Here is a 24,892-nt window from a genome sequence, read left to right as displayed (position 1 = left end):
TGCATGATTTTTCCTGCGGGGGTATGAGAGAGGATTGTCATGTCATGATATGAGTTTTTTCAGGAGAATACCTATGTGTCTTGCCGTTCCCGTTCGAGTCGTGGAAGTGCCGGAAGAGGGAAAGGCCCGCGTTCAGGTGGGTCAGGGGGAAAATTATATGGAAATTTCCACCCTTCTTCTGCCGGAGGCTCCCCTGCCCGGCGACTACGTTATTGTGCATGCGGGCTTTGCCCTGCGTTCGCTCGACGCCGCCGAAGCGGAGGAATCGCTCAACATCTTCCGTCAGATTGCGGCTCTCGGGGTGAACGAGGGCCGCGAGCTTGAGCGCCTCTGAGTTTTGACGCCGGCAGGCGTCCGGCGAGCCGCGGCGTTTTTGAAGCTCGGGCAGCCTTTTTTGCCGGGCGGGCCGCAGCGCTCCGGGGCTGATTCTTTGCGTCGGCATGCGCCGCTTCCGTTTTTTCCGATGGGAAAAGTGGGGCGGCGTATTTTTTTGCCTTTTGTCGCCGCGCCCGAGGGCGGACGGAAAAGGGCATGCCGCCTGAACCCGGCAGTTTTTGGGGCTCGCGTGAGGGAAGGGAGAAGAGCCGCCGTGCCGTCTTCATGCCGGAAAAAGGCGCGTCGTCGGAGTCCGCGCGTTTTTCCGGGATTTACTTCATGAACAGCTTGAAGGGCGCGCTCAGCACGCCGCCCACCAGATCAATGACGCCGGAGCCCAGGTTGCCTACCGTGCCGGTTACCGCGCCGAGCAGCTTGTAGGTGATTTTCGGCGAGAAGAGATTGCCGGTGATGGAAAGAGGCATTTCCGGGATGCCCGCCAGCGTGACCGTGGCCTCGGCGTCGATGGTTTCCGTGGCGAGGCTGGCCGTGCCGCCGCCGGTGATGGTGATGGGAGAGCCCTTGATGAGAAAGTCGCGGCAGGAGGCCACGCCGCCGGAAAGGGAAATCGTCATGGACATGGTTTTGAAGTCCGTGCGGGATTCCTTTCGGGTTCTGTCGCCGTGCCCGGATTCGGGCGTCACGATGGCCCCGTTCGAGACGAAAAGCGAGAGCTTGCCGCCGAGCGCGCGTTTCCAGTCCTCCCAGTGCTTCTGCCGCGAGCGCAGGGAGGCGTCGAAGGTGCCGGTGCCGCCGATGAGCGTTTTCTGGCCTCTGTCGCGGCTGAAGTTCATCATGTTCATGTTCCGGCATCGGGTGACGAGGGAAAGGTCCGCGGCGCTCTGATCGGCGGCAAGCGCGGCCTGAAAATGGGCTTCGGCCTGTCCTCCGCCGGGGAAGACCGCCTTGAGCGGCGCGCTCAGCGTGCCGTTTTTCTGGGAAACGGGCAGGGAGACGTCGGCGAGCGTGGTGGAAAAGGCCCGCAGCCTGTCGGCCGAGAGCGTGAGGGACAGGTCGGTGTTCTTCAGGAAGGAGAGCGGCAGCGGCGTGGACGAGGAAGAGGCGCGGCCTTCCGTGGAGCGGTAGTCGTCGATATTGAGGAAGGGGAAGTTCAGCGCTCCGGTGAGGGTAGGCCTTCCCGAAAGCGACTGATGCAGGCTTCCGCTGAAGGAGGTGCCGTCGATGGAGCCGTGCAGCTTGTCGAGGCTGAGCATCTGCGAGCTGACGGTGACGGAGGCTTCGGCCTCGGCCTTGCGGAAGACGCTTTTTCCGGCGGGCGAGGGCAGAGAAACGCCGAAGAGCGCCGCGCATCGGCGAAGCGAAGGCGTGGACAGGGCGAGCTTGCCCGAAAGCGAGAGCCTGCTGGGCACGTCCGAGGCGGAAAGGCTGCCCGTGAGGGTGAAGTCCTGATGGCGGAGCGTGGCGTCTGCGAGGGAAACGGTTCTGCTGTCTGCGCTGTAGCTGCCCTTGCCTGCGAGGGTGAATTTCAGGTCGTCGGCAAGCAGGCTGCTCAGGCTTTTGTCGAGCGTGGCCTGAATCGAAACGGGCTGCCTGCGCATGGCCGTGGGGAGGCCGTTCTTGGTGCTGAACGAGAGCGCGGCCTGTTTGGCCTCGGCGGACACGGACCAGCCTTTCGACGCAAGATCGACGTTCCAGTTGCCGCGAAAGTCCATGACGGGCGGGAGCGTTTTCAGATCCTTGCCGGGAGCGGCAACGGCCTGTGCGCTCACGGCAAGCGAGGCGAAGGGCAGGGCGGAGGCGTTTTTGTCCAGATTGAGTGTGCCCTTTTCCAGACTGGCCTTCACGGTGCCGCCGAGGGTGCTCAGTATGGTCAGGCCCGATCCGCCGACAAAGGAAATGTCCGCCGAGCCTTTTTTCATGAGGCCGGTCAGGGCCGGATACCCGGCGAGGGCGCGGGTAAGTCCGTCCATGGATACGCGGTCGAAGTCGGCCGTCACGCGCACCTTGTCGTCAAGGTACACCTTGGAGGTCGCCTTGCCGCCGTAGAGACCGGCCACCGCAATGTTCAGCATGGGATGCCCGGCAGGCGCGGGCACTACGTGTACGTCGGCTCCGCTCACGCGGAAGTTCATGATGTCCGCGCTGTCTGCGGAAATATGGATGTCGTAGCCCACGTGAGGAGAGCCCTGGGACGCCTCGTCATCGTCGTGCAGGGGAAGCACGGGCGGCGGCAGATGCGACATGTCGGGAAATTCTCCGCGCAGTTCGGGAAAGATGCTGTTGAGATCGGCCTGTCTGGCATGACCGCTGATGAGAATTTCCGGCTTGAGATAGTCGCGGCAGCTTCCCGAGCCTTCCAGCGCTATGCCCAGCACCTGCGCTTTGAGCTTGGACACCGTCACGCCGCGCAGGCTGAGCTCCATGCCGTCGAAGGAGCCGGTGATGCCGTCGAGCGCGCGCTGAAGGCCCGCGGTCATGGCCTGCCCGAAGCCGAACCAGCGGGCAAGGCTGAAGTGGCGGATGTCGGCCCGGCCGTTCAGCACGGGATTGCCGTCGGCAAGGCCGGTCACATGACCGGAAATGATGACGTTGTCGTCGCCCATGCGCACGTCGGCGCCGGTTACGTCCATGCCTTCGGCGACATTCTGCGCGTCGAAGGGCACGGACAGGGAAATGGGCACCGGATGGCCGTTCATGACGAGCGTTGCGGAGGATTGCGCCGTGCCTCTTGCCTTGTAGAGCGACTGTTCCGGGGAGGCGGAAAATTCGCCCGTCAGTGAGAGCTTGAGCGGCTCCGGCATGGGAAAGTAGCGGTAGGGCCCGGCGATTTCGTGACCCATGAGTTTGTCGAGGGCGGCAAGCTGAAGGTTGGAGGAAAACGCGACGTCGCCGCGCCACATTTCCCGATGATTGCGCCGCAGCGACGACAGGGAAAGGCGGGTGTCGGACGCCGAGGCGTCGAGCCCGGCGGAGGTGGTGTAGCGCAGGCTTCCCACGGCAAGGTCCAGATGGCCGGGAAGAAGGCCCGGCATTCTGGCGTCGACGTTGATGCCGGAAACGGCGAGATGTCCCTTGCCTTCGGCTCCGGTGATGCGGCAGGTGCCGTTTTCCACGCTGATGCGCACGCCCGTGATGCCGGGCAGATCGGAAAGCGAGAAGGGCCGGGCGTCTTCGGTCTGAGCTTCGGCCTTTTTTTTGTTGAGAAGCTTCTGAATGAGATCGCTGGAGATGTCGAGCGTGGGGCTCTCCAGAGAAAGCGAGCGGACGATGGGCTTCAGGCGGAGAAGGGAAAGGTAGCCTATCTGAATGCGGGCGCGCCGCACATGAAGTTCCACGTCGTCCACGCTGCCGCGCAGCAGGGCGAGGTCCGAGGCGTGGATGGTGGGCACGGGAAGGAAGGAAAGCGACACTTCGCCGATGCGGCACTGCACGTCGAGTTTTGATTCCAGCATCTGAGACACGGTGGAAGCCAGACGCGACGGCTGAAGCCATGCGAGATAGCCGTACACCGCAAGGGAGAGAAAAACTCCCCACAGCAGCAGAAGAATCGTTCCAGGACGGGGTTTGCGCATATTCCCTCTTGACGGGCCGCGGTACATTTCGTACCGATCTTTCATGCCCGGGCTGCCCGCATAGTAGAAAACTTGCCGTCACTGCACAAGTAGGAAGAGGGCGCCGCCGGTGATTACGTCGGTAGGGCGACAGGAGTACTCATGACATTCTTTACCTGCGCGGCACTTGCCGTGCTTCTTATCGTCGGATTTTCCGGCGCCATGCTTCCTTTTGTTTCCGTGTGGGATCACAGACTCGCCTCCGTCCGCCGCCGCTCGCTCTACGACAAGTGCGCCGGTCAGACGGAATCGTTCACGGCCGCGCTCCAGGTGCTTTTTGCGCTGGCGCTTGTCGCCGATCTGCTGGCCGGGGGATGGATCAACAGGCTCATGACCGGGCCGTGGGGTTTTGTGTGGGAGTGCCTCGTTCTGGCCTCCGCCGTGGCGGCCCTGTGCGCGGTAGCCGTGCTCTTTGTCCGCCGCGCGGGCAAAATGGCCTTCGGAGTGCTTTCCGGCCTTGCCTCCACGCTTTCGGCCTGCCTGCTGTGCATTCTTTCCTGGGGCTTCTGCCTCGGCGCGCTCACGGCGGGAGCCGGCAGCGAGGAAGAGACGGTGCAGGCCTTTCTCGTGCTCATGGCCGGACTTCAGAGTCTGGGCTTTGCGCTGTTTGCGGCCTTCTCCCTGTTCCTCGGTCTGACGGGAGCCTACGCGCTGGCGCTGTGCTGGCACATTCTCTGCCGCAATCGCGACGACTTCGGCAGGGACTATTATTCCTTTGCGTTGTCCATGCGCGCTCGGCAGGCCTTCTGCGCCGGGCTGCTGCTCACCGTGTCCGCGGCGGCCATGTTCTGGCTCACGCCCGTGGTTGACGCCGAACGCGCGCTGGCGCTGCTTCCCTTTGCCGGAGTGTACGCTTCCCATGCGCTTACGGCGGGCATGCTCTGCCTGCCGCTCGCCGCGCTTCTCTGGTACGCCGTGGCCCATGCCGCTCTGCCCATGCAGAAGCGTTCGCTGGCGTTTCTGGCGCTGGTTCTGCTTGTGGCGGGCGTGTATTTCGTGCTCGGCCGCGTGTAGCATGCAAGGCGCCCTTCAGGCAGGGCGCTTGTTTTTTTCACCCCGTACGCCGCTTTGCCTTTTTCGCGCGGCGTGCCTTCTCCCTCTGAGGAAACGTTGAAGGCAGAGCATGCACTCTTTGTAGTGGGAGGGATGGGGATTGCGCGTCCACCAGATCGTGAGTTTTGGAGGCTCCGCGCAGGGCTCTTGCTCGCCAGAGAAACGCTTCACGCGGGCAACGCGCATGAAATGTTTGCTCAAGGCGTGCTTTGAGCGGCGCTTGTCTTATTTCAGTCGCTTCGCAAAATAAAAAAGGCCCCGATGCTCGCGGCATTGGGGCTCTGGGGAGAAAGAACTCGGCTCAGGACTCATAGCCTTTTGGGTTCTGCCTTTGCCAGTTCCATGAATCGCGGCACATGTCGCTGAGGGTGCGGGCGGCGGTCCAGCCGAGCTCGTCGCGTGCTTTGTCGGCATCGGCCCAGAATTCCGCAAGATCTCCGTCGCGGCGGGGGCCGAATTCATATTTCACGGGAACGCCGCTGTTCTCTTCAAAGGCTCGCACTATTTCCAGCACGCTGCAGGGCGTGCCCGTACCAAGATTGAAGATTTCCGTGCCCTTGTGGGCGGCGGTGTATTCCACGGCCTTTACGTGTCCGGCGGCAAGATCCATCACGTGGATGTAGTCGCGGCGGCAGGTGCCGTCGGGGGTGGGGTAGTCGTTGCCGAAAATGGTGAGATGGTCGCGTCGTCCCACGGCCACCTGGGCCACGTAGGGCATGAGATTGTTGGGAATGCCCTGTGGATCTTCCCCCATGCGGCCGGACGGGTGGGCGCCTATGGGATTGAAGTAGCGCAGAAGAACGACGGAAAGTTCGGCATCCGCACGGGCGGCGTCCTCCAGAATCTGTTCCATCATGAACTTCGTCCAGCCGTAGGGGTTGGAACATCTGCCTCGCGGCATGGTTTCCACATAGGGATACGGGTTTTCCTCGCCGTATACGGTGGCCGACGAGGAAAACACGATGTTGTGAACGCCTCTCTCCCGCATGCATTCCAGCAGCGTGAGCGTGGTGTCTATGTTGTTGCGGTAGTACTCGACGGGTTTGCGCACAGATTCCCCCACCGCCTTCAGACCGGCAAAATGTACCACGCAGTCCACGGGGTACTCGCGCATGATGCTGCACACGGCATCATGGTCACGCACGTCCGCTTCATAGGCAACAACGGAACGGCCGCTCACTTCTTCTATTCTTTCAACCGCCTCGGGAGAACTGTTGCTGTAGTTGTCCACAATGACGACATCGTGCCCGGCCAGGATAAGCTCCACGGCCGTGTGCGAACCGATGTAACCTGCACCGCCTGCAAGAAGAATACGCATGAGAACCTCTGAGTAGTGAATGACAGAAGTAATAATAGTATAATATGTCTTCTATTGCTTATTTATTATACATCTTTCTTTTGAATCTTGAAATGCGCCTGTTGAATATCGTATAACTTTGTAATTTCCTTCATTTTTGACGCTTATAATGTTTTCAAGAATGTTATGATCGTCGCGCTTTGGTTTATGGATACTATTTTCAATACTATAATTATTCTTTTCTTCAAGCTTTTTTATGGTTTCTTTGAGAAGTTCAATTTCATGATACAGTTCTTTGTTGACTCGCCAATCAAGCCAGTTCATCCTATTGATAATGCCTCTGTCTCTACGAAAACTGTCGTTGTCAATAGTATTTAATGTAGACTCCACGTATCTTGTTTCTTTATTAAAAGCATTTTTTAGCCATAGTAACGCTTTTTGTTTTTCTCTTTCAAGATTTATTTGAACTTTTTCGTAGTCAATGGGTTCAAATATATCTTTTTTTGTCGAAAGATCATACGGGGCATCAAGCATTCGTGAAGACAGATCCAGAAGCTCCGCTACGGTTTCAAATCGTGTTTTGCCTCGTGATTCATTGGTAAGCGCAAGATATTGCTTCCTGTAAATAATACCGAAGCATGTTCCATGATGGGAATCGGTAAGCAGAAAGTCGCAGTGCTTAATATAATGTAGAAACTCTTCTGCTGTCACACATGGAAGAATTGAACCTGCATGCCAGTTTTTTACAGCATTTTTATATTCTTTTATTCCGAGAAATAGTAATGATTTCGAGATGTTCTCTTTCTGCTATTTCCTGCGCCGCCTTTTCTTTTTCAGGTGAGGGATCAAGAATGTAGCAAAGCAGATACTTGTTGGGGTGATGAGCCTCAACAGAGTCGGTTAACTTGTCATAGTCTTCTTTTCGACAAAGAAAAACGGGATCTATAACCTGCTCTACCTGCATTCCGAAGCATTCCTGGCAGAGTGCTATGCCGCTTTTTTCACGGACGCTTATGGCGTCGAAGCGTGTCAGGTAATCTCGGGCAGTGTCCAGTTCTTCTCTGGAACCGTTGAAATGACTGTGGCCGAATGATGTTGAGAACGCGATTTTCTTTTTGTCCCTGGCCACGAAGTCCAGGAAGAACGAGTAGCCGACCAGCCCGCAGGCTCCGGCCGTCCAGAGCTGATCGGAACCGAGCATGAATGAATCACAGAATGCGTTGAATTCGTTCATTCTGTCGAAATCGCGATTTTTGCCTACCGAAAAATATTTGGAAAGAAAGTCGATGGTCTGCTGAGTCTCTTTTTCCCAGGGAAGTCCGTCGACTTTGCCGATGGGGATAAGCAGCACCTGCTTTCCCATCTCGGCCAGCAGGCTTCCCAGAGCATAATAGGTCAGGGAAGAGCCGTAGTTGGACGCAAACCACCATCCGACCAGGCCGACGTCGAAGCGACGGCCGAGACCGTAGCTGAGAGCGGCATGGTAGCCGAGCTTTTCGAGATGGCTGAAAAAGAAGCGACGACTGCGATGCGCCGGGGTCGGAAAGTTCAGCTGGCCGTTATACTTGCGGATTTCTTCCAGAGGAATGCGTTCGCAGAGCGTCATTTCCGGGCGGAGAAGATCAAAAATGCGCTTGCCCTTCTCGCTGTTCACAAGAACAAGAGACGTGCCTTTTCTGTCATCAAAGTGTGGATTGATCCTGTGCACCTGCCAGCAGTCTGCAAGTGTAAGATCGGCTACTCGTTCTGCTCGTGCGTAAACGCATGTAGAACAGCTTAATCGATTAATTACTCCAGATAAAAATCCTTTATACCATGTTCCTTCGTTCCAAGCAGACTTTTTAATAGATCCATCTTTTAAATATACAACTGTAGGAGAAGACCAATTGAATAATTTTTTATCTCTAAAATCTACTTTTTCTATTTCTTTTCCTTGTGTAAACTCTTTTAAAAATGATTGATATGCTGTAGTAGAGTTTGCACCATGGCATAGAACATCGGATGTGATTAAATTTGTATAGTCTTTGCCAAGATAGTTATACAGTGCAGCAATTTGACATGCACATCCAGTAAAAAGTACTACCCTACCGGAGATAAGATATTTTTTTGCTGTCTGGTAACAAAGTTCAGTATTGCTTTGGACATATTTCGAACCACGGAGCTTTGCCAATTCTTCCTTATTTTCTGCCCATGCGTGATGGATCGTCTGCCAGTCGTCAGAGTATACTGCACCGCAGACGGCGCCCCCTTTGTCCAGGACATAGTCGGCGAGCAGAGAAAACATGCCGCCGGATGAGCTTTTGAGACGTATGTCATCTTTGGCCCATACGGCATAGCTCGGCGGCGTGGGATGCAGCTGCAGGGGATGTTCGACAGGGCAGACGGAAAGGCAGCGTCCGCAGTCTATGCATCTTTCATTGATGTGTGGAAACAAAAATCCTTCACTGTCATAAGTCATGCTGATGGCTTGGCAAGGGCATATGTTGTAACATGCGCCACATCCCGTGCATGTATCATGGGTAATTTTCGCAATGGTGTAGGACATGATGGTCTCCTAGTGAAGAAAAACAGTAATTCGCTAAAATTAAATATTGCTATATGGTAAATAATTTTTTGGTAAAGAGGCGAACGATTTTTTTCCCATGTTCTTTTTTTATGCAGAATATACGTTCAAGGTGCTTGAGATGGGGGGAAGATGACGATATGTTGTGCGTCTGCCAAAATGTAATATCGTACTTTCCGTTACGGATGCATTCAAGTTCAGGGACATAGTCATGGCCAATGTTCCATGTACGCAGGCGCTGGCACATTTCCCATACGACAAGCGCCTTTTCAAAGTCGGCGACATTACGCAAAGCATTGAAGAAATAGGAGACGCATATTTTTTGCAGAGTCTCGTTTCGATTTTGGAGAAGATCGTGCTCCTTCCAGAAATTATATATAAAGTCAAGAAGATATATATGGCATATGGCTTTTCCGGGTTTTTTGGCAAAAGTGTCGGACATAATAGACTGACTATGTCTATAATAAATATAGAGTTTTTCCTTGAGGAAAAAGGCATTCTTCACCAGTGAAAAAAAGTTCCAGTAGAAGACGCTGTCTTCATACAGCATGCCTTTGGGAAACAATACTCCTGTTTCTTTGATTTTTGAGAGCCGAATGACTTTGTTCCAGGCATTGACGTCTGACTCAAGAAGAACTTTATCTGTGATGTAAGTTCTTCCAGAGTACTTTAAATTGTAATAATTAGCATCACTTTGTCCTATATGCTTATATATTTTATAGTCTTCATAAATAATACGAGGCTCAAACCATACGACATCTATGTCGTCGGAAAAACACTCCATGATTTTTTCATAAGCGGACGAAACAAGTTCGTCGTCGCTGTCAATGAAGGAAAGGAAATCACCAGAGGCATGGAAAATGCCGGTATTTCTGGCGGCAGAAAGTCCACCATTTTCCTGAACAATAATTGTTATGCGGGAGTCTTTTGCCGCATATTCTTCCAGTATTTTCTGCGAGTTGTCGGTGGAGCCGTCATTGACGCAAAGAATTTCAAGATTCTTATATGTTTGAGTGATAAGGCTGTCGAGGCACCGCCCCAGGTACCTTTCCGTGTTATAGACAGGAACGATAACTGATATCTTATTGTTCATTGCAGTATTGTTCCTTGAAATTAAAGATTATTATTGAATAATTTTTTAATAATCGGGAAATATGCTATGCAGAATAGCTGTCTTCTTTCTTTTTTTGTAAAATTTTTCCATTTTAGCTGTTTTCTTTTTATGTATTTTTTCAATTCTTTATGCCATACAAGAATGAAAGAATAGCGATCTTCTTTTTTGAGTCTGTTATAATTCCATCTGTAATTTCCAAGTTGAATGGCAGGAATAATATATTTAACTTTTTCATATATCTCTTTATGAGAGTCAAGAAAACTATTTATTTCATTCCATTCATCGCATATGCAGAAAACTTTTCCTTTACTGTTGATTGAAGACTCCGCATTGTCCACACGGTAGTGCAGATAGGCAGTATCCAGCATCATGAATCTTTTTGCCAGACTGTAGACTTTGAAACTGAAAGAGGTATCCTGATAGGAGGCTCCGGGAGTTTCAAGGAATTTAATATTGTTCTCTTCAAGCCATGCCCTGCGGTACAGATTGATCCATATCGTAGGCTGCTGCCAGAAGGGGGCAAGGTCATCATTCAATGGACAAAAAACGGTATTCTTGGGGACCCAGGGAAAGTATCTTTTGATATTGCTGTTGTCCGCCGTATGATATTCATAGTAGCAGCATCGCGCGACATCAAGATTTTGAAACTCTGCGGCACGATACAGTTCTTCATACATTTTCGGCTCGATAAAGTCGTCAGATTCGACGATGCCGATATATTTTCCTTGGGCTTTTGCCATACCCATATTAACGGAGTTTCCATATCCGGTATTTTTTTTGTCAATAATTCTTATTCTGTTATCTTTATTTTGAAAATTATGAAGTATCGAAAGAGTATTATCTTTTGAACCATCATTGATACATATGATTTCTATGTCTTTTAATGTTTGATTACATATGCTTTCAATGCATTGTGAAACATACTTTTCGACATTATAGCACGGAACGACAATTGATACCTTTATGGAGTTTTCTGACATCTTATTCATACCATCCTGTGTTGCTATCCTCTTGAGAGTAATTTAAATTTTAATGCAGGCTATGCGATTGCCTTAATCGAAGCCTGCTTTTCCACATTGCCGCGCGGTATTAGAACGGATACGTCAGGCTTACAGGTTCTCCATGAGCTTGAGGGCACGGGCAACGGCCTTGTCCATGTCGTAATACCGGTAGTCGCCGAGGCGTCCGAGAAAATGGATGTCGGGGTATTCGGCACGGGCGGCGGCAAGGTACTTTTCATACAGAGCCGCGTTTTTCCCCCCGGCAATGGGGTAGCAAGGCTCGTTCACTCCGCGGCGGTAGGCCGAGGGGTACTCGAACGACACCACCGTGCGGGGAGAGACGTCGCGAAGGAAGTACTTGTATTCTCCTATGCGGGTGAAATCGTAGTTTTCCGGGTAGTTGACCACGGCATGGGACTGGAAGAACTCGCGATCGTATTCACGGAACTCGAGCGTGATGCTGCGGTAGGGCAGATCGCCGAAGCACCAGTCCATGAGCTCGTCCACCGGACCGGTGTAGAAAATGCGGCAGTCTCGGCATTCCTGCCTTATGTCGTTCCAGGAGGTGCTGAGCTTCACGGTGATGTTCCTGTGGGCGAGCATCTTTTCCAGCATGGCGGTGTAACCTTTTTGCGGAATGCCCTGCCAGCGGTTCTGAAAATAGCGGTCGTCGCGGCTCACGTAGACGGGCACGCGACCGGTGACTGCAGGATCGAGTTCTTCCGGTTTCACGCCCCACTGCTTTATTGTGTAGAAGAGGAAAACTTTCTGGTAGACGTACTCGGCAAGGAAGTTGAGATCGTCGTCATCGGTTTTGCGCAGTTCGAGAATGGGGACCTTTTTATTGAAGCCGAAACGGACGATGAGCTTGTCTTCGAGGCGTGCGGCCAAGGCTGCCGGGAACACCTGACGCATGGAGTTCAGATTGAAGGGAATGGGCACCAGCCGGCCGTCTATGAGTCCCACCACCGTGTGCATGTACGGATGCCAGTCCGTGAAGCGGGAAACGAAATCCCAGGCGGGCTTCACGTCCGTATGAAAGATGTGCGTGCCGTACTTGTGGATGCAGATGCCGTTTCTGTCGTAATAGTCGTAGCAGTTTCCCCCCGTGTGCGGTTTCTTGTCCACCACAAGCACCTGTTCGCCTTTGTCGGCAAGAACCCGGGCTACGGTTGCGCCGGAAATGCCGGCTCCCACGATGATGTTTTTCACTGTCACTGCTGTTCCCCTTTCCCTTGAGTTTTTTCAGCTTTTTTACCTGTATGCCTGCGGCGCCCTGAACGACTCCAGCCGTCGGTGTCCGGCAGATGTACGTTCCGCCACGGTCGTGTTGAAGCGTCAGACGTCAGGGCTTGTGGTATTCCGGTGTGCAGCGGATCGGCTTCCTTGGAACAGAAGTCCGCTGCGGAAGGCCTGCCGGACGATGATGAAAACGCCGGTCGTGCCCCGACTGGTTTTTCGGGGGATTATTTTCCCCGGGGCATCGTTTTGACGACGGGCCTTGAGCATCGGAATCGTGTCGTCCGGCGATGCATGGTTGATGCAGAGAACTTCTTTGTTCTTCAGCGCCGGGGCAGACACGGCTGAGGGCGTTCCCGGCCGGGAGCGTTCTGTCCGGCTGCAGGGAGTGATGACGGAGAATGGCATACAGCGGGGCATGGCGTTCTCAATGGTTCTGATGTTTTTTCCAGCTGAACAGGATGAAGCCCAGAAGACAGAACACCTTTCTGCCTTGAACGTTGCCGATGTAGAGAATCCGCTGAAGCGGTTTCAGGTGAAGAAGAGAAATATTCCGACCAGGAAACGATCCAATACGCAGTTCGATTTTTCCGTCAAAGATATTCAGCAATGATGAATTTTTTGGTGTTAACTGCCGATCATGAAAATACTTGGCCATGGCGTAGACGAGGCCCACGCGCTCCCAAGGTAAGCAAATTTCCAGAGCAAACTGAAGACGTTGCAAACAGATACGTTCAAATATTGGCTGCTTCTGGGGAAAGAACTTATGTTGCATCCAAAAATCATAAATAGGCTCAAGAATTCTAATTAAGTCAAAAGCCTGTCCCGTTTTCTGATGGAATGCATTGTCCATGATGGAGCCTTCACGTCTGAAATAGCGGTATAGTTTACGGGACTCGAAGCGGACATTTCGATAAAGGATAAAAAAATTCAAGACAAACACATTATCTTCAAAATGAACGCCACCAGGAAAGCGTAGTGTGCAAGCTTCGATTTTTGAACGACGGAATAACTTATCCCATACTGTCATGGACAGCTTGAATAAGTCTTCATCTTGCAAAACCTTTCCACCTTGGAAGGCAACATCAAAATACCCAGATTTAACTGGTATCTGCCTACCATTATCTATGCGTATTTCTTCAGCACTAAAGCAAACAGCGTCTTCTGTACCGACCTCCTCAAGAATCGTAGTCCAAATGTCGGGCAGAACCTCATCATCGCTGTCCACAAAGGCGACCCACGTTCCTCTTGCAGCCTCAAGTCCGGCGTTGCGAGCTGCAGAAACACCACGGTTATCCTGTTCTATAATACAAATGCGTGAATCCTTAGCGGCATACTCGTGAAGTATAGACAAAGATCTGTCCGTAGAGCCATCGTTTATACAGATAATTTCAATATTAAAAAAATTCTGATTAAGCACACTGTCCAGACATCGAGCAATATATTTCTCGACATTGTAGACTGGAATAATAACAGAAATGACAGGATAATGTTTATTCATGGATTTTATAAATTATTATATTGTAGTATCATAAATAGTTTTCAATGTTATTGGCATGTAGTTACCCATAAAACTATACATATAAGTCTGATGAATGCCCATATCCATAAGAAAACCTGCAAAACTGTGCCGGAGATCCTGAATACGAAGTTCCGGCCTTCCCAACCTGGTGCGCAGAATATTCCAGGTATAAAAAACAGAAGTGAGACGCTGCCCGGAAGATGACGCAAAGAGCCACGGCACATCTTTGCGACGGGGAAGTCTGCGAATGAGTCTGATTGATTCAGTGTTCAGGGGAATAAGTCTGCTTTGCCCCGTATAGGTCATCTTTGTGGCAAGAACGGCACGGCGAAGATGCACGTCCTGCCAGCGGGCATAGAGAATTTCTGACTTGCTGGCCCCGGTAAGCAAAAGCAGATGAATGGCCTGCGCACTGGGACGATCGGCATATTCCTCAAGCAGATGAACAAGCTTCAATGCTTCTGCCGGCGTAAGAATTTCAGGAGCTCGTTGTGGCTTGTTCTTGCGCACAACCATATTCTGGAAGGCGGCATCGCTCTTGAGCGCTCCCACCCGCACGGCAAAATTCAAAATATATTTGACGAGCCAGAACAGGCGATAACGCGAACTGGCAGCCAGGCCGTTGGCTTCCAAACTGGAGAGCCATTTCCCGAGTTTTTTTTCGGAAATTTCTGTCAGAGCGCAGTTACCAAGGTATGGCAGGATATGCCGGTTCAGATAGCGCTCGTCGGTCTTCCAGCTCCGCTTATTTTGCTGCACGTAGGGAAGATAACTGCTCCGAACAAACTCCTCGAACAGACACAGCCTGTTGATATCCCTCACACAACTTGTGATGAGGCGATGTTTTCCCCCTGCCATACGCGAATCCTTTAATCGGAGCGTCCAAAAAGTGTACTTTTTGGTTGGCGAGGAACGAATGAAAATCGACGTTATTTTTTTGCTGGAATTTTCGGATGTTCCCTGCTATAGGTCTGGAAAGGAACTGACATTATTATGAGTGTCAAAAAAGTACACTTTTTCGACATGTTATCAAAAAAATATATTGGCTTTTTCAGTGCCCAAAATGCCAGATCTGAAATAAAAAATTCTTCTTTCCGCTTTTCATCATGGTTATGCTCACATTCTTAAAATGTCTTCAGGTCAAATGTAAGTCATATAAAATATATAGATATTACTTTAAAACATTTATGTGGAATTCAAATCTCGTCGGAATTTTTTTAGAGAAAAGCCCAGACTCAGCCGGTATGATAGTTTCAAAAAATTTATGGTTATGTGTAAGCTATCAACACTCCTTGTGATTTGCTAAAAAAGAGGTGTGCTCTGGCAGCTGCGCCCATAAGCAAATCAAACGAAGATTACAATGGGTGATACAAAGAAGTTAGCACATACGAAATCGAGATTTTTGTGCTGTTTGTGCGATATCATACAGTAGGAGAAAATAAGACAAAGATAGCTGAGTATATCAGGCATCACTGTCCGATGATACACGCGGAGCACAGTTGAGGATGTCATACCATGAAAGACTTTTTACGGGCTATCATTGACTGGAATGAAGATAGCAGGTCGTATATGTACATGGTAGAGTGTATCTTGTAATAGTGGCTTGCAGATATATAAGAGGTCATACCGACCATGTCGATAGGACCTCTGCTGAAGTTCTGCTAGGAATTAGAAGAATTTTATATTCGAATGTTGGAAATAGGGTTGGAAAAATAAAAGGAGATATAAGCGTATCTTTTATATCCAATTGAAGTAAATAGAGTGGGTAACGAATTTCAAGCTCTCAACCTTCAGCTTGCAAGATGTGTGTTTTCCTGTTGTAGGCGTAAGCTGTCGAGGCAGGCAGGAGCCTTTTTGCCGTGTACAGCGGGGGGTGTTCTCCGTCGAGGCCTCCGGAAAACGGCGATGTCTCGGAGCGGGGCCGGAGCCCGTCCCTGCTGTCTTGCCGCGGCTACTTTGCGAGCGCCTCGCGGGCGAGTTCTTCAAGGCTGCGGCCGCATTCCTTTTCCATGCGGTCGGCCATGGCCTCGGCGCGCTCCATGCGTCCGGTGATGGCGGCCACGGCTTCCGGGTCCTCGGAGTAGCGGGCCATCTTGCTGTAAAAGCGCTCCCTCAGGGGCACGGCTTCGCTTCCGCGCACGAATTTGTCCGCAAGAAACACCATTTCTCTTTCTGTGAGCGGCTCCGCGTCGGGAACGGTCATGTCGCGGTGATCTTCCACCAGACGCGCCATGGGGTCCATGCCCCATCTGCGAAACAGTGCTCCCGCGGCGGCTTCATGATGCGGCTCGCCCTTGCACACGTCGTGAATCATGCCCCCGGCCCGGGCCAGGGCTTCGCTGAGCGGTCTTTCTCCCCTCGCGCGACGGGCCTCGTTCAGCGTCGAGGCAAAGCGGGCGGCCACGCGGCCGACGGCAAGGCAGTGCTGCACGCCCCGCTCCTGCACGTGACGGACATGCAGGAGTTCTTCCGCCTCCTCGGGCGAGAGAATGTTCTGCCGGGGTGCAAGTTCGCACAGGGCCGCATAATCGCCGGGACTGTCCATGTCGCGGAGAATGAAGGCGTCCGCCACGGGCACCGAAACCGGGCACAGGCTCTCCACAACGGTGCGCAGGCAGCCGTCGTCGCCTGCATTCAGCACGGCGTGCCTGACGGAAGCGGGAAAGAGCGGCGGATGTCCGGCCCGGCCCTGATAGCAGGGAATGAGCGGCGGAGTGTCCGAACCGTCGGCGGCGTCGAGCAGCGTGCGCACGGTCATGCGCCGGACGAGCGGAATGTCCACGGGATGCACGAACACGTGGGTGCATTCCGGCGGCAGGGCGGCCATGCCTGCGCGGATGCTTGAGAACATGCCGCGCTCCGGATGCCTGTTGAGCGTGAACGCCGCGCCGACGGATTCGGCTTCGCGCCGGGTGAGGTCGGCCCGGTTGCCTCCCACCACCAGCGGTTTCACGCCCTCGGACTGATAAAGCGCGCACACGGCGGCAAGCGCGCTGCGTTCGCCGCCCGGCAGGGGCAGGGGAAGCAGCGGTTTGAAGTGGGGCTCCATGCGCGTGGAAAAGCCTGCGGCCAGAATAAGTGCGTAAGCGATCATGGAAAAACTTCAAGTTGAGGTTGAAGAAAACGCCGCATGCGGGACGCAGCGGCGCGCGGCCTGAATTCGGCGGCAGGATGGAAGCTTCCGCCGGATTTGGGTTCATGATCGCTTATTTTTTTCTCCATGTCACGGGGGCGGGAGCGTGGCGGCGCACCGCAATGCACTCGGCCAGAATGCTGACCGCGATTTCTTCGGGCGTTTCCGCACCGATGTCGAGGCCGATGGGCGCGTGAATGCGGGCAAGATCCTGTTCCGTGAAGCCGGATTCGAGCAGTTTGGCGTAAATCTGCTGACGTTTGCGCGTGCTGCCTATCATGCCTATGTAGCCTGCGGGCGTTCTGAGCGCCTGCGCCGCGGCCACGCCGTCGAACAGATGGCCGCGCGTCACGATGACGATGTAGTCGCGGGGCGTGACGTGAAGCGCGTCAAAACAGCGGGCGTACTCCGGCGTGACATGCACCTCGGCATTGGGGAAGCGGCTGCTGTTGGCGTATTCGGGCCTGTCGTCGAGAACATGGACGGCAAATCCGGTGAGTCCGGCAATGGCCGCCGTGGGACGGGAAACGTGCCCGCCGCCCACAATGATCATGCGTTCCGGCGCCTGGCAGCGTTCGCAGAAATACACGGTTTCGCCGCAGGGCACGAGGGCGGCTTCGTCCAGAGGCGCGGCAAGCAGCGTTTTGGCTGCGGCGTTGTCGAGGGGGACTCCGGCGGCGGAGCCGTCGTCGTACAGCAGCGTCCAGGACGTGCGCGTCGAAGCGTAGGGGCGGACGATGCGGCATCCCGCGCCTTTCGCCGCGGCGGCGGCCAGTGAGGCCACGTTTGCAAGTTCTCTGTTTTCTGGCGCAAAAGGCTCAATGAGCACGCGAACCTGTCCGCCGCAGATCATTTCCGAACGCGCGGCGAGCGTGCCGTCCATGGCGATGTCGAGCACCGAGGCTTCCTGCGTTTCGCAGGCCCTGGCGCAGGCCTCGATGACTCTGGCTTCGGCCAGTCCTCCGCCCGTGGTGCCGCCGAGCAGTCCTTTCGGGCCCGCGAGCAGCCGGGATCCTGCGCCGCGGGGAGCGGAGCCCGCCTGAAACACCACGGTGGCCAGAGCGGCGGGGCGTCCCGCCGCGAGCTCAGAACACAGAAGATGCAGCAGTTCTTGCATAAAAACCTCCTTTGCGGACGAGGCGCAGCACCGGCGCTCCGTCGATACGGACATAGCGGCCCTTCAGCGGGGAAAGCCGACGCATGGGACTGCCGCACGGACAGGGGCCGGGCAGCCAGGCTGCGGCGTCGCCGGTGCGGTAGCGGATGAGGGGCATGGCTTCCCTGTTGAGGGTCGTCAGTATGATTTCTCCGGTTTCGCCTTCGGGAACGGGTTTGCCGGACACAGGATCCAGTATTTCCAGAAAAAGATCCAGCTCCCGCAGATGATAGCCGTTTTTCGCCATGCACTGCACACCCCCGCCGAAGCAGGTTTCCGTCATGCCGTAATGGTCGAGCACCACGCAGTCGAGCGCTTCTTCCAGTCCGTCGCGCACGGACAGGTCAAGAATGTCGCCGCTCGACTGAATGCCTTCCACGCATGAGGCGAGGCGGCGGAAGGTATCGTCTCGGGAGGCGTCGAGCAGGGCGTCGAGCTGATGCGGCGCGGCCACAAGACACTGCGGATGCCAGCGGGAAAGATCGTTGCGCAGCGTTTCGGCTGTGGCCTCGGGGTGACCGGCCACCACGTCCACGCCGGAGGGCGTGAGCGCCTGACGGAGCAGATCCGTCACGCCGTCGGGACACTGCGCGCCGGGCAGAAGCACCATGAGGCGCTGCCCTTCATGCACGAGCTGCGCCATGCCCGCGGCGAAAAACGACGCCGTGCGGGCCAGATCGCCTTCCGAAAAGGCGATGCGCTTGGGAGCGTTCGTGGAGCCGGAGGTCTGGAGCGTGACGATGCGCTGCACGTCTCCCTGCGGCACGCAGAGAAATTCCCGGTAGTCGTGCAGATCTTCCGGTGTGGTGAAGGGAAGATTGGCAAGATCGGCCGCCGTGTCGATGTCGAGATTGCAGCCGGCGAGCGTGCGTTTGTACCAGCGGCTGAGGGAAAAGGCGCGGCACAGGGTGCGGCGCAGGGCTTCAAGACGCGCGGCCTCCAGCCTTTCGGGAAGCGGAACGGCCAGATTGCCGCCGCACTCGGCGTCAAGCCAGGCGTCCAGCCGTGAGGGAGAAAGAGGCGGAGTCATGACCGGGCATCCTCCTTCGGCGCGGACCGGTAAAGAGGAATGTTGTCGAAGCTCGTCAGATTGTAGAGGCAGAAGGGAATCATTCTGCCATCGGGAGCCACGACGTGGATGCAGCAGCCGCGCACGCGCTCCACATCCAGACTGAGGGCGTCCTGAAAGGCCATGGCGGAAAGCGTGAAACGCCGCTCTGCTCCCGAACGGGCAAGGAAGCGGGAAAAGGCGTCGTTCAGGGAACTCTCTTTGCGGGGCGAGGCCCAGTGTGCGGCCGTGAAGGCGCGCGAGGCGCGGGAACCTTCGGCGTTGTCCACCACGCGGGGAGATGCGGCCGTCGAGGTTCCGCCGGAACAGCAGGCCGCGCCCACGGGTTCGCCGAGCGAATTGTCGCTGTTTCTGGCATACACGGCGCTAAAGGAGCAGAGCGGATGCTCGCAGGAGGGCGCATGAAAGTGCGAGGCCTTCACCATGCCGCGGCTTTGCTTTTCCAGGCAGACCATGAGTTCCGGCAGCGTGATGCGCGGGGCGTTCCCCATGTCCCACGGGAAGCGCCCGAACGACGACACCGGCTGAAAGTGCAGGCCGCGCACATGACCGCCCCGCGAGAGTGCGAAGCGCAGAAGATCGCCGACCTGCCCGTCGTTGACGCCGCGCACCAGCGTGCATACCAGCACTACGCCGAGCCCGGCCCGGCCGCAGGCCTCGATGGCCGCCTCTTTGAGCGCCAGACAGTCGCGGCCGCGCAGCGTGCGGTACACGGCGTCGTCCACGCCGTCGAACTGCAGATACACGGAATCCAGTCCCGCGGCCCGGAGCGATTCGGCGTATCCCGCTTCCCTGCCGAGGCGCAGACCGTTGGTGTTGACCTGCACGAGCGCAAATCCCTTTTCCTTTGCCATGCGGATGAGCTCGGGAAGATCGTCGCGCTCCGTGGGCTCTCCGCCGGAGAGCTGCACGTTGCAGGGCCCGGACGCCCGGGAAAGCGCGTCCATCTGCCTGCCCACCGCCTCCGGCGACGGAGCCTCGGAAGCCTTTCCCGCGCGGGCGTAGCACACGGGGCAGCCCAGAGAACAGCGCATGGTCACTTCGATGAGGCCCGTGCAGGTGTGCTGAACGTGTTCCGGGCACAGACCGCAGTCATAGGGGCATCCGCGGGAAACGGCGGTGGCGGGATGCGCGGGATAGGCCGGAATGCGCGGATTCTTCCGCCAGTCGGCAAAGGCGGGCGCGCCCTCGATCTGTTTCCAGGCGGGAACCTGAAATTCGCCGTGCTCCGGGCAGCGCTTCCGAAGATAGACGGTGTCGCCTTCAAGGTAATAGCCCGCATCCACAAGGCGCAGACACACGGGGCACAGGCTCTGAGTCTGGGCAAGCAGCATGTCAGTTCCTCACGCCGTCGAGTTCGTAGGATTCGTAGATGTCCAGCAGCTTTTCCCAGCATTCCGCGAGCAGATCGCCGCAGAGTTCCATGGGCGGCATGCCGCCTTCGGGAAGAGGCTCGCCCGCGGCTGCGGCCAGTCCGGCGGACACGTTTTCGCAGCCCGTGCCGCCGTAGGCGCTCACCCGTTCCATGAACCATGTGGCGTATTCGTTGGTCATGGCGTCGATCATGGGATGCGGTTCCTCTTCGTTTTTGCTGGAGAGCCAGCCGAGCACGGCTGCGCCGCCGACAAGCAGTCCGCAGGGGCCTCCCGACTGGCCTATGCCGTGGCACAGGCCGCGCATGGCGCACATGAGCCCGGGATCTTCCGTATCGTCGAGCTGTCTTGCCAGCGCAAGAAGCAGCTGGGAACAGCAATAACCTTTGCGTACATAGGGGAGCAGATCCAATAACAGGGCGTTCATGACGGACTCCTTGAAAACGTTGAAACTCTTGGGTTCGGAAAGGGCTTGCCGGAAGGGCGGGCCCGGAGCTGAGCACTCCGGCGCTCCGAGATGCCGCGGGCGGAAGGCAAGGCTATGAAATTCAGGTCTCTTGCGCGCCCCCTCGTGATGTGTTACGCGCAGGGGCGGCTATCCATAATCCGTAGCCGTAGCGCAGTCCTCCGGGGCGAAGCGAGCCGCAGGCACAGTCGCGGGAGGCGCCGGCCTCGGCTCCGCGCCCTCCGCGCAGAAAGCCGCACACGCTCTCGTCGCCGTACCAGAGCAGCCGGGCGGCGAGTTCCTTCAGACTGGCGGTGTGATCCTCAAAATGGAGCAGGGCAAAGCCGTGTTCCGTCAAGAGGCGCTCCGTTTCCTGCCGCGTGCGCGCGCCCGCAAGGCAGGATGCGCCGGGCGAAGGCGGTGCGGAAGGCTCGCCGCCGCGCACGAAAAGATCGGAAAGCAGCAGCTTTCCTTCCGGCTTCAGAATTTCGGCAAAGCGATGCAGCGCCTGCCCCGCGTCGGGCAGGAGCGAGAGCACGCATTCGCACAGAATGGCGTCGAAGGAGGCGTCGGGGAAGGGCGGATTCTGCGCGTCGGCCTGCACGAAGGGAAAGGGCTCGGTGAGGGAACATTCCCTGTCCAGCCCCGTGCCGTTCAGACCGAGTTCCCGCACAAGCGCCAGGCTGGCCCCGCTTCCGCAACCGACGTCGAGCACCGTGGAACCGGGCGCAAGAGCGCACAGCTCAAGGCCGTGACGGGTGAGCGCTGTTCCGCCCGGACGCCACGCGCCGCCCGCAATGCTCTGAAATACGGAGGATGCGTAGAGGGAAGATGCCGCTGCGCTCATTACTTGTCTTCCAGAAGCGCTTCCACTTCCGCCATTTTGCCTTCCGCCAGCGACTGGGGAATAAGCGTCAGTCCGCAGGAAGGGCAGCGGGGAAGAATGACGTCGAAGGCGCTGTGCATGTAGAGCGCCTGCACCTTGATCTGCTCAAGCGGCACATGGCACTTCGCACATATCCAGTCGCCGTCGTCCGTGGTGAAGTTCGGTTCCAGACTCATGTGAAAACCTCGTTTGCGTTGTCAATGGCTCAGGCGTGTACCTTTTCTTCCATGACGACCTTCGTTGCCGGCTGAATGGCTCCGGCCACCACCATGCGGTGGCACCACGCCTTGACCAGCGTGAATCCGCCGTCGTCGTCCGCCGTGTACTCCACCCAGAAGGTCACGTTGCGCGGCCTCCAGGAGCCGAGAATGTGGCCGTTCTCCCGGTTGAGGAACTTGGCCCCGCTCTCTTCGATGCCCGCAATGGCCGCAACCACGTCCTGACGCAGAATGTAGCGCCGTTCCATGGCTTCGCGCACGTCTTCGGGAATGCGCAGCAGAATCGGTTCCTCGTGGCTTCGAGCGTCGGGCTTCTGTCCGAGAAATTCTTCGAGCGCCGCTTCCTTCAGCGCCGCGCGTCCGGCGCGGCGTGCGGAAAGGCCGGGCGCGGAGGCCTGTACGCCTTCTTCCGCGGTCTGCGGAAGCACATCGAAAAGGTGCCAGCTTTCCGTTTCCGCGGCAAAGCGGTCGTGGCACATGATGCAGGACGTGAGCACGGGAAGGGAAAATTCTCCGGCGCGCTTTTTGGCGAGGGCGTCGGCCACGTCCGGCTGCGCGTTCCATACCAGTCCGCCGTAGCCGCAGCAGGCGCTTTCGTCGCCGGTGCGCGCGGCCTCCTCCACGCGTATGCCCGCCTTGGCGGCAAGGGAGCGCACGGCTCTCTGCCATTCGGCGTCATGCCTCGCACCGCAGGGATCCTGCACGTTCATGACGCGGGGCGCGCGGCTGGAAAAAGGTTCGGTCATGAGCGAGTCGAGCTTCGACCACAGCGAGGTGATCTTCGCCTCGGGAAGCGCCAGCCTGAGCGCCGTCATGCAGGAAGAGCAGGCGGCAAGAATTTCCGGTTTGCCGCAGGACTCCCAGTCGCGGCGGAGCGTCTCGGCGTGCTCGCGGAAAAGGGCCTCCCGTCCGGCCCAGTGCGCGGGAATGCCGCAGCAGGTGCTGTAGAGCGACACGCCGCCGGGCAGATGGTCGCGCAGATGGCGGTACATGGCAAGCACCTGCCCGCCCCGCGAGGCCGCCAGCTGACAGCCGGGGAAAAACAGGCTCGCGGCGTGCCTGCCCTGCGCGGCAAGGGTGGGGTCTTCCAGCAGAAAGGCGCTTTCCGGGCCGCAGGCCTGCGCCATGTCTTCCAGCGCAAATTCGTGGGCTGAGGCCGGCATGACGTCGCGCTCCACGGCGTCGCGCCGGGCGGCAAGGCACAGATCGGCCATGGAGAAGTGCTCGGGACAGATGACTTCGCACTGACCGCACAGAGCGCAGCCGTTCATGATGACGTTGGCCGTGCGGGTGCCGCGTATCACCGAGGCGTTGTTGTAGAGCTTGCGCGCATAGACGCGGGGAAATTCCTTGTACTTCTGGAGGAACGGGCATTCCTTCACGCACTGCATGCAGGAGCAGCGGATGCAGCGGTCGGCTTCGCGCCGGGCTTCTTCTTCCGTGTATGCGTCGCCGGAGGGCAGAACGCGGGAGAGAGGCGTCACGCCGTCGAGCGGCGTGTGCAGGCGGTTTTCCCTGTTTTCGCCTTCGCGGGCAGCCACCAGCGAAACGCCGGTGAGAACGCGTTGCAGCGTGATTCCGGCCCGTCGGCCTTCTCCGGCCTGTGAGGACGCGGAGGCATAGCTCGCCCCCGTGGGGGTGCGGCTGGCCCAGCCTCCGCAGCAGACCTTGTCCTTCCAGAGCAGCGTTGCGGCGTCGATGTTCTCGCGCGCAGGGGAAAACGCGCAGACCGAGGCGTCCACAAACACGGCCCCGAAATCTTCGAGGCAGCGGTCAAGAAGCGCTTCGTCGAGAGCGGCGCGCTCAAAGCTCACATGAAATTTTTCCAGCGCGCGCAGCTCCTCTTCCGCCACGGCGGCGTTGAGGGAAGGAAAGGCGCGGAGGAGCGCTTCGTCTTTTTCGCCTTCGTGATAGACCGTGACCGCAAAGCCCTTGTGCGAAATGTCGAAGGCGGCGACAAGACCCGCCAGCCCTGAGCCGAGCACGGCAAGCTTCTGGCCTTTGGGAGGCCGGATGAGCGGTTTTGTCTGTGCGGAAACGGCGCTCATGCAGAATTTTTCCAGCGCGGATACGGCAAGACCGCCGCCGAGATCGCGCCGCAGGCAGGCGTTTTCGCAGGGATGATCGCACACGGCGGTCATGACGCCGGGCAGAGGCAGATGCCGCTCCAGAAGTTTGCGGGCGTCGCGCACCTTGCCCGCGGCAAGGCATTCAAGAAAGGAACGCACATCCATGTCCAGCGGACAGGCTGTGCGGCAGCGGGGCGCGGCTTCCTGCGTGCAGCGGGCCTCGACGGCGTGAAGTTGGCTTTGTTCCAGCACGGCGTACCTCGAAAAAAGAAAAGACTGCCCGAAGCGGCTCCGGGCAGAAAAAGGGCGGGGCCGGAGAAGCCCGAAAAAGCTCTCCGACCCCGGATGATCAAGTTACTTGGCGGCCTTTTCCTTCAGTCCTGCCAGCACCTTTTCGGGGTAGGCGGGCAGGTGCGTGATGCGGACGCCGCAGGCGTTGTAGATGGCGTTGATGATGGCCGGATGCGGGCCGCACAGCGGAATTTCACCCGTGCCGGAAGCGCCGAACGGACCGTCGGGACGCTTGCTCTGCACGTAGATGATTTCCATGTTGTCCGGGATGTCCTTGGGATAAGGAATGCCGGCGCCGAGCATGGTGCTGTGCTTCTTGATGTCCTCGTAGTCTTCGGACAGCGCAAGGCCGATGCCCTGAGCAAGGCCGCCCCAGATCTGGCCGTCGGTGATGAGCTTGTTCACCACGGTGCCGATGTCGGCGACCATGGTCATCTTTTCCACCTTGGTCTTGCCGGTGGCGAGTTCCACGGCCACTTCGGCCATGAACAGACCGTACATGTAGCAGGCGAAGGG

General features: G+C 56.6%; 20 protein-coding genes. 2 read left to right on the top strand and 18 right to left on the bottom strand.

The genetic code is table 11. From position 1 onward, the window contains the following. The first annotated feature begins 73 nt into the window (after window positions 1-73). A complete protein-coding gene (locus Q0K02_RS06565) occupies window positions 74-334 on the top strand; it encodes a HypC/HybG/HupF family hydrogenase formation chaperone (RefSeq protein ID WP_294486374.1) in 261 nt (86 codons plus the stop codon). Between the two features lie 313 nt (window positions 335-647). On the opposite strand, the gene Q0K02_RS06560 is transcribed toward Q0K02_RS06565, so the two are convergent. Beyond that, entirely contained in the window at window positions 648-3,908 is a 3,261-nt protein-coding gene (locus tag Q0K02_RS06560; RefSeq protein WP_294486370.1) for an AsmA family protein, read from the bottom strand. Window positions 3,909-4,049: 141 nt separating this feature from the next. Between Q0K02_RS06560 and Q0K02_RS06555 the strand changes: the two genes are divergently transcribed. Next, window positions 4,050-4,961, top strand: a complete 912-nt coding sequence (locus Q0K02_RS06555; protein ID WP_294486367.1) for a hypothetical protein — start codon at window positions 4,050-4,052, stop codon at window positions 4,959-4,961. Window positions 4,962-5,301: 340 nt separating this feature from the next. On the opposite strand, the gene galE is transcribed toward Q0K02_RS06555, so the two are convergent. The 17 genes from galE to Q0K02_RS06470 form a co-directional block, all read right to left on the bottom strand. Next, window positions 5,302-6,318 (bottom strand): UDP-glucose 4-epimerase GalE, encoded by a 1,017-nt coding sequence (gene galE, locus Q0K02_RS06550; protein WP_294486365.1) that lies wholly within the window; start codon window positions 6,316-6,318, stop codon window positions 5,302-5,304. Between the two features lie 51 nt (window positions 6,319-6,369). Beyond that, on the bottom strand, window positions 6,370-7,065 hold the full coding sequence (locus tag Q0K02_RS06545; protein ID WP_294486479.1) for a polysaccharide pyruvyl transferase family protein: 696 nt from the start codon (window positions 7,063-7,065) through the stop codon (window positions 6,370-6,372). Continuing rightward, complete coding sequence (locus Q0K02_RS06540; protein ID WP_294486362.1) at window positions 7,052-8,842, bottom strand: Coenzyme F420 hydrogenase/dehydrogenase, beta subunit C-terminal domain; 1,791 nt, start codon at window positions 8,840-8,842, stop codon at window positions 7,052-7,054. The genes Q0K02_RS06545 and Q0K02_RS06540 overlap by 14 nt, the downstream gene beginning before the upstream one ends. Window positions 8,843-8,891: 49 nt before the next feature. Next, window positions 8,892-9,953: a glycosyltransferase gene (locus Q0K02_RS06535; RefSeq protein ID WP_294486360.1), complete on the bottom strand. Its 1,062-nt coding sequence runs from the start codon at window positions 9,951-9,953 to the stop codon at window positions 8,892-8,894. Between the two features lie 20 nt (window positions 9,954-9,973). Next, window positions 9,974-10,963, bottom strand: coding sequence for a glycosyltransferase (locus tag Q0K02_RS06530; RefSeq protein WP_294486357.1), 990 nt, complete (start codon window positions 10,961-10,963; stop codon window positions 9,974-9,976). 120 nt (window positions 10,964-11,083) lie between these two features. Continuing rightward, window positions 11,084-12,187 carry a UDP-galactopyranose mutase gene (glf, locus tag Q0K02_RS06525; protein WP_294486354.1) on the bottom strand — a complete coding sequence of 368 codons (1,104 nt, stop codon included), beginning with the start codon at window positions 12,185-12,187 and terminating at the stop codon, window positions 11,084-11,086. A 454-nt stretch (window positions 12,188-12,641) separates the two neighbouring features. Next, window positions 12,642-13,715: a glycosyltransferase gene (locus tag Q0K02_RS06520; protein WP_294486352.1), complete on the bottom strand. Its 1,074-nt coding sequence runs from the start codon at window positions 13,713-13,715 to the stop codon at window positions 12,642-12,644. A gap of 15 nt (window positions 13,716-13,730) precedes the next feature. Continuing rightward, entirely contained in the window at window positions 13,731-14,594 is an 864-nt protein-coding gene (locus Q0K02_RS06515) for a tyrosine-type recombinase/integrase (RefSeq protein WP_294486350.1), read from the bottom strand. 1,093 nt (window positions 14,595-15,687) lie between these two features. Next, window positions 15,688-16,830, bottom strand: a complete 1,143-nt coding sequence (locus Q0K02_RS06510) for a DVU_1551 family NTP transferase (RefSeq protein ID WP_294486348.1) — start codon at window positions 16,828-16,830, stop codon at window positions 15,688-15,690. A 112-nt stretch (window positions 16,831-16,942) separates the two neighbouring features. Then, window positions 16,943-17,986, bottom strand: coding sequence for an XdhC/CoxI family protein (locus Q0K02_RS06505; RefSeq protein WP_294486347.1), 1,044 nt, complete (start codon window positions 17,984-17,986; stop codon window positions 16,943-16,945). After that, complete coding sequence (locus Q0K02_RS06500) at window positions 17,955-19,055, bottom strand: DVU_1553 family AMP-dependent CoA ligase (protein ID WP_294486345.1); 1,101 nt, start codon at window positions 19,053-19,055, stop codon at window positions 17,955-17,957. Before Q0K02_RS06500 ends, Q0K02_RS06505 begins: the two co-directional genes overlap by 32 nt. Continuing rightward, on the bottom strand, window positions 19,052-20,428 hold the full coding sequence (gene trsS / locus Q0K02_RS06495) for a radical SAM (seleno)protein TrsS (protein WP_294486342.1): 1,377 nt from the start codon (window positions 20,426-20,428) through the stop codon (window positions 19,052-19,054). The genes Q0K02_RS06500 and trsS overlap by 4 nt, the downstream gene beginning before the upstream one ends. A 1-nt stretch (window position 20,429) precedes the next feature. Further along, window positions 20,430-20,894: a DVU_1555 family C-GCAxxG-C-C protein gene (locus Q0K02_RS06490; RefSeq protein WP_294486339.1), complete on the bottom strand. Its 465-nt coding sequence runs from the start codon at window positions 20,892-20,894 to the stop codon at window positions 20,430-20,432. Between the two features lie 121 nt (window positions 20,895-21,015). Continuing rightward, the gene (gene trsM, locus Q0K02_RS06485; protein WP_294486336.1) at window positions 21,016-21,759 is read right to left on the bottom strand and encodes a DVU_1556 family methyltransferase; all 744 of its coding nucleotides are present in this window, start codon (window positions 21,757-21,759) and stop codon (window positions 21,016-21,018) included. Continuing rightward, a complete protein-coding gene (locus Q0K02_RS06480) occupies window positions 21,759-21,974 on the bottom strand; it encodes a DVU_1557 family redox protein (RefSeq protein WP_294486334.1) in 216 nt (71 codons plus the stop codon). Before Q0K02_RS06480 ends, trsM begins: the two co-directional genes overlap by 1 nt. A gap of 29 nt (window positions 21,975-22,003) precedes the next feature. Then, complete coding sequence (locus Q0K02_RS06475) at window positions 22,004-24,337, bottom strand: pyridine nucleotide-disulfide oxidoreductase/dicluster-binding protein (RefSeq protein WP_294486332.1); 2,334 nt, start codon at window positions 24,335-24,337, stop codon at window positions 22,004-22,006. A 102-nt stretch (window positions 24,338-24,439) separates the two neighbouring features. Next, the coding region (locus tag Q0K02_RS06470; RefSeq protein WP_294486323.1) for a molybdopterin cofactor-binding domain-containing protein at window positions 24,440-24,892 on the bottom strand (453 nt) is incomplete at its 5' end.

Origin of the sequence: uncultured Mailhella sp., from assembly GCF_944324995.1 — a bacterium.
GTDB lineage: Bacteria > Desulfobacterota > Desulfovibrionia > Desulfovibrionales > Desulfovibrionaceae > Mailhella.
This window is presented reverse-complemented; position numbering and strand designations above follow the sequence as displayed.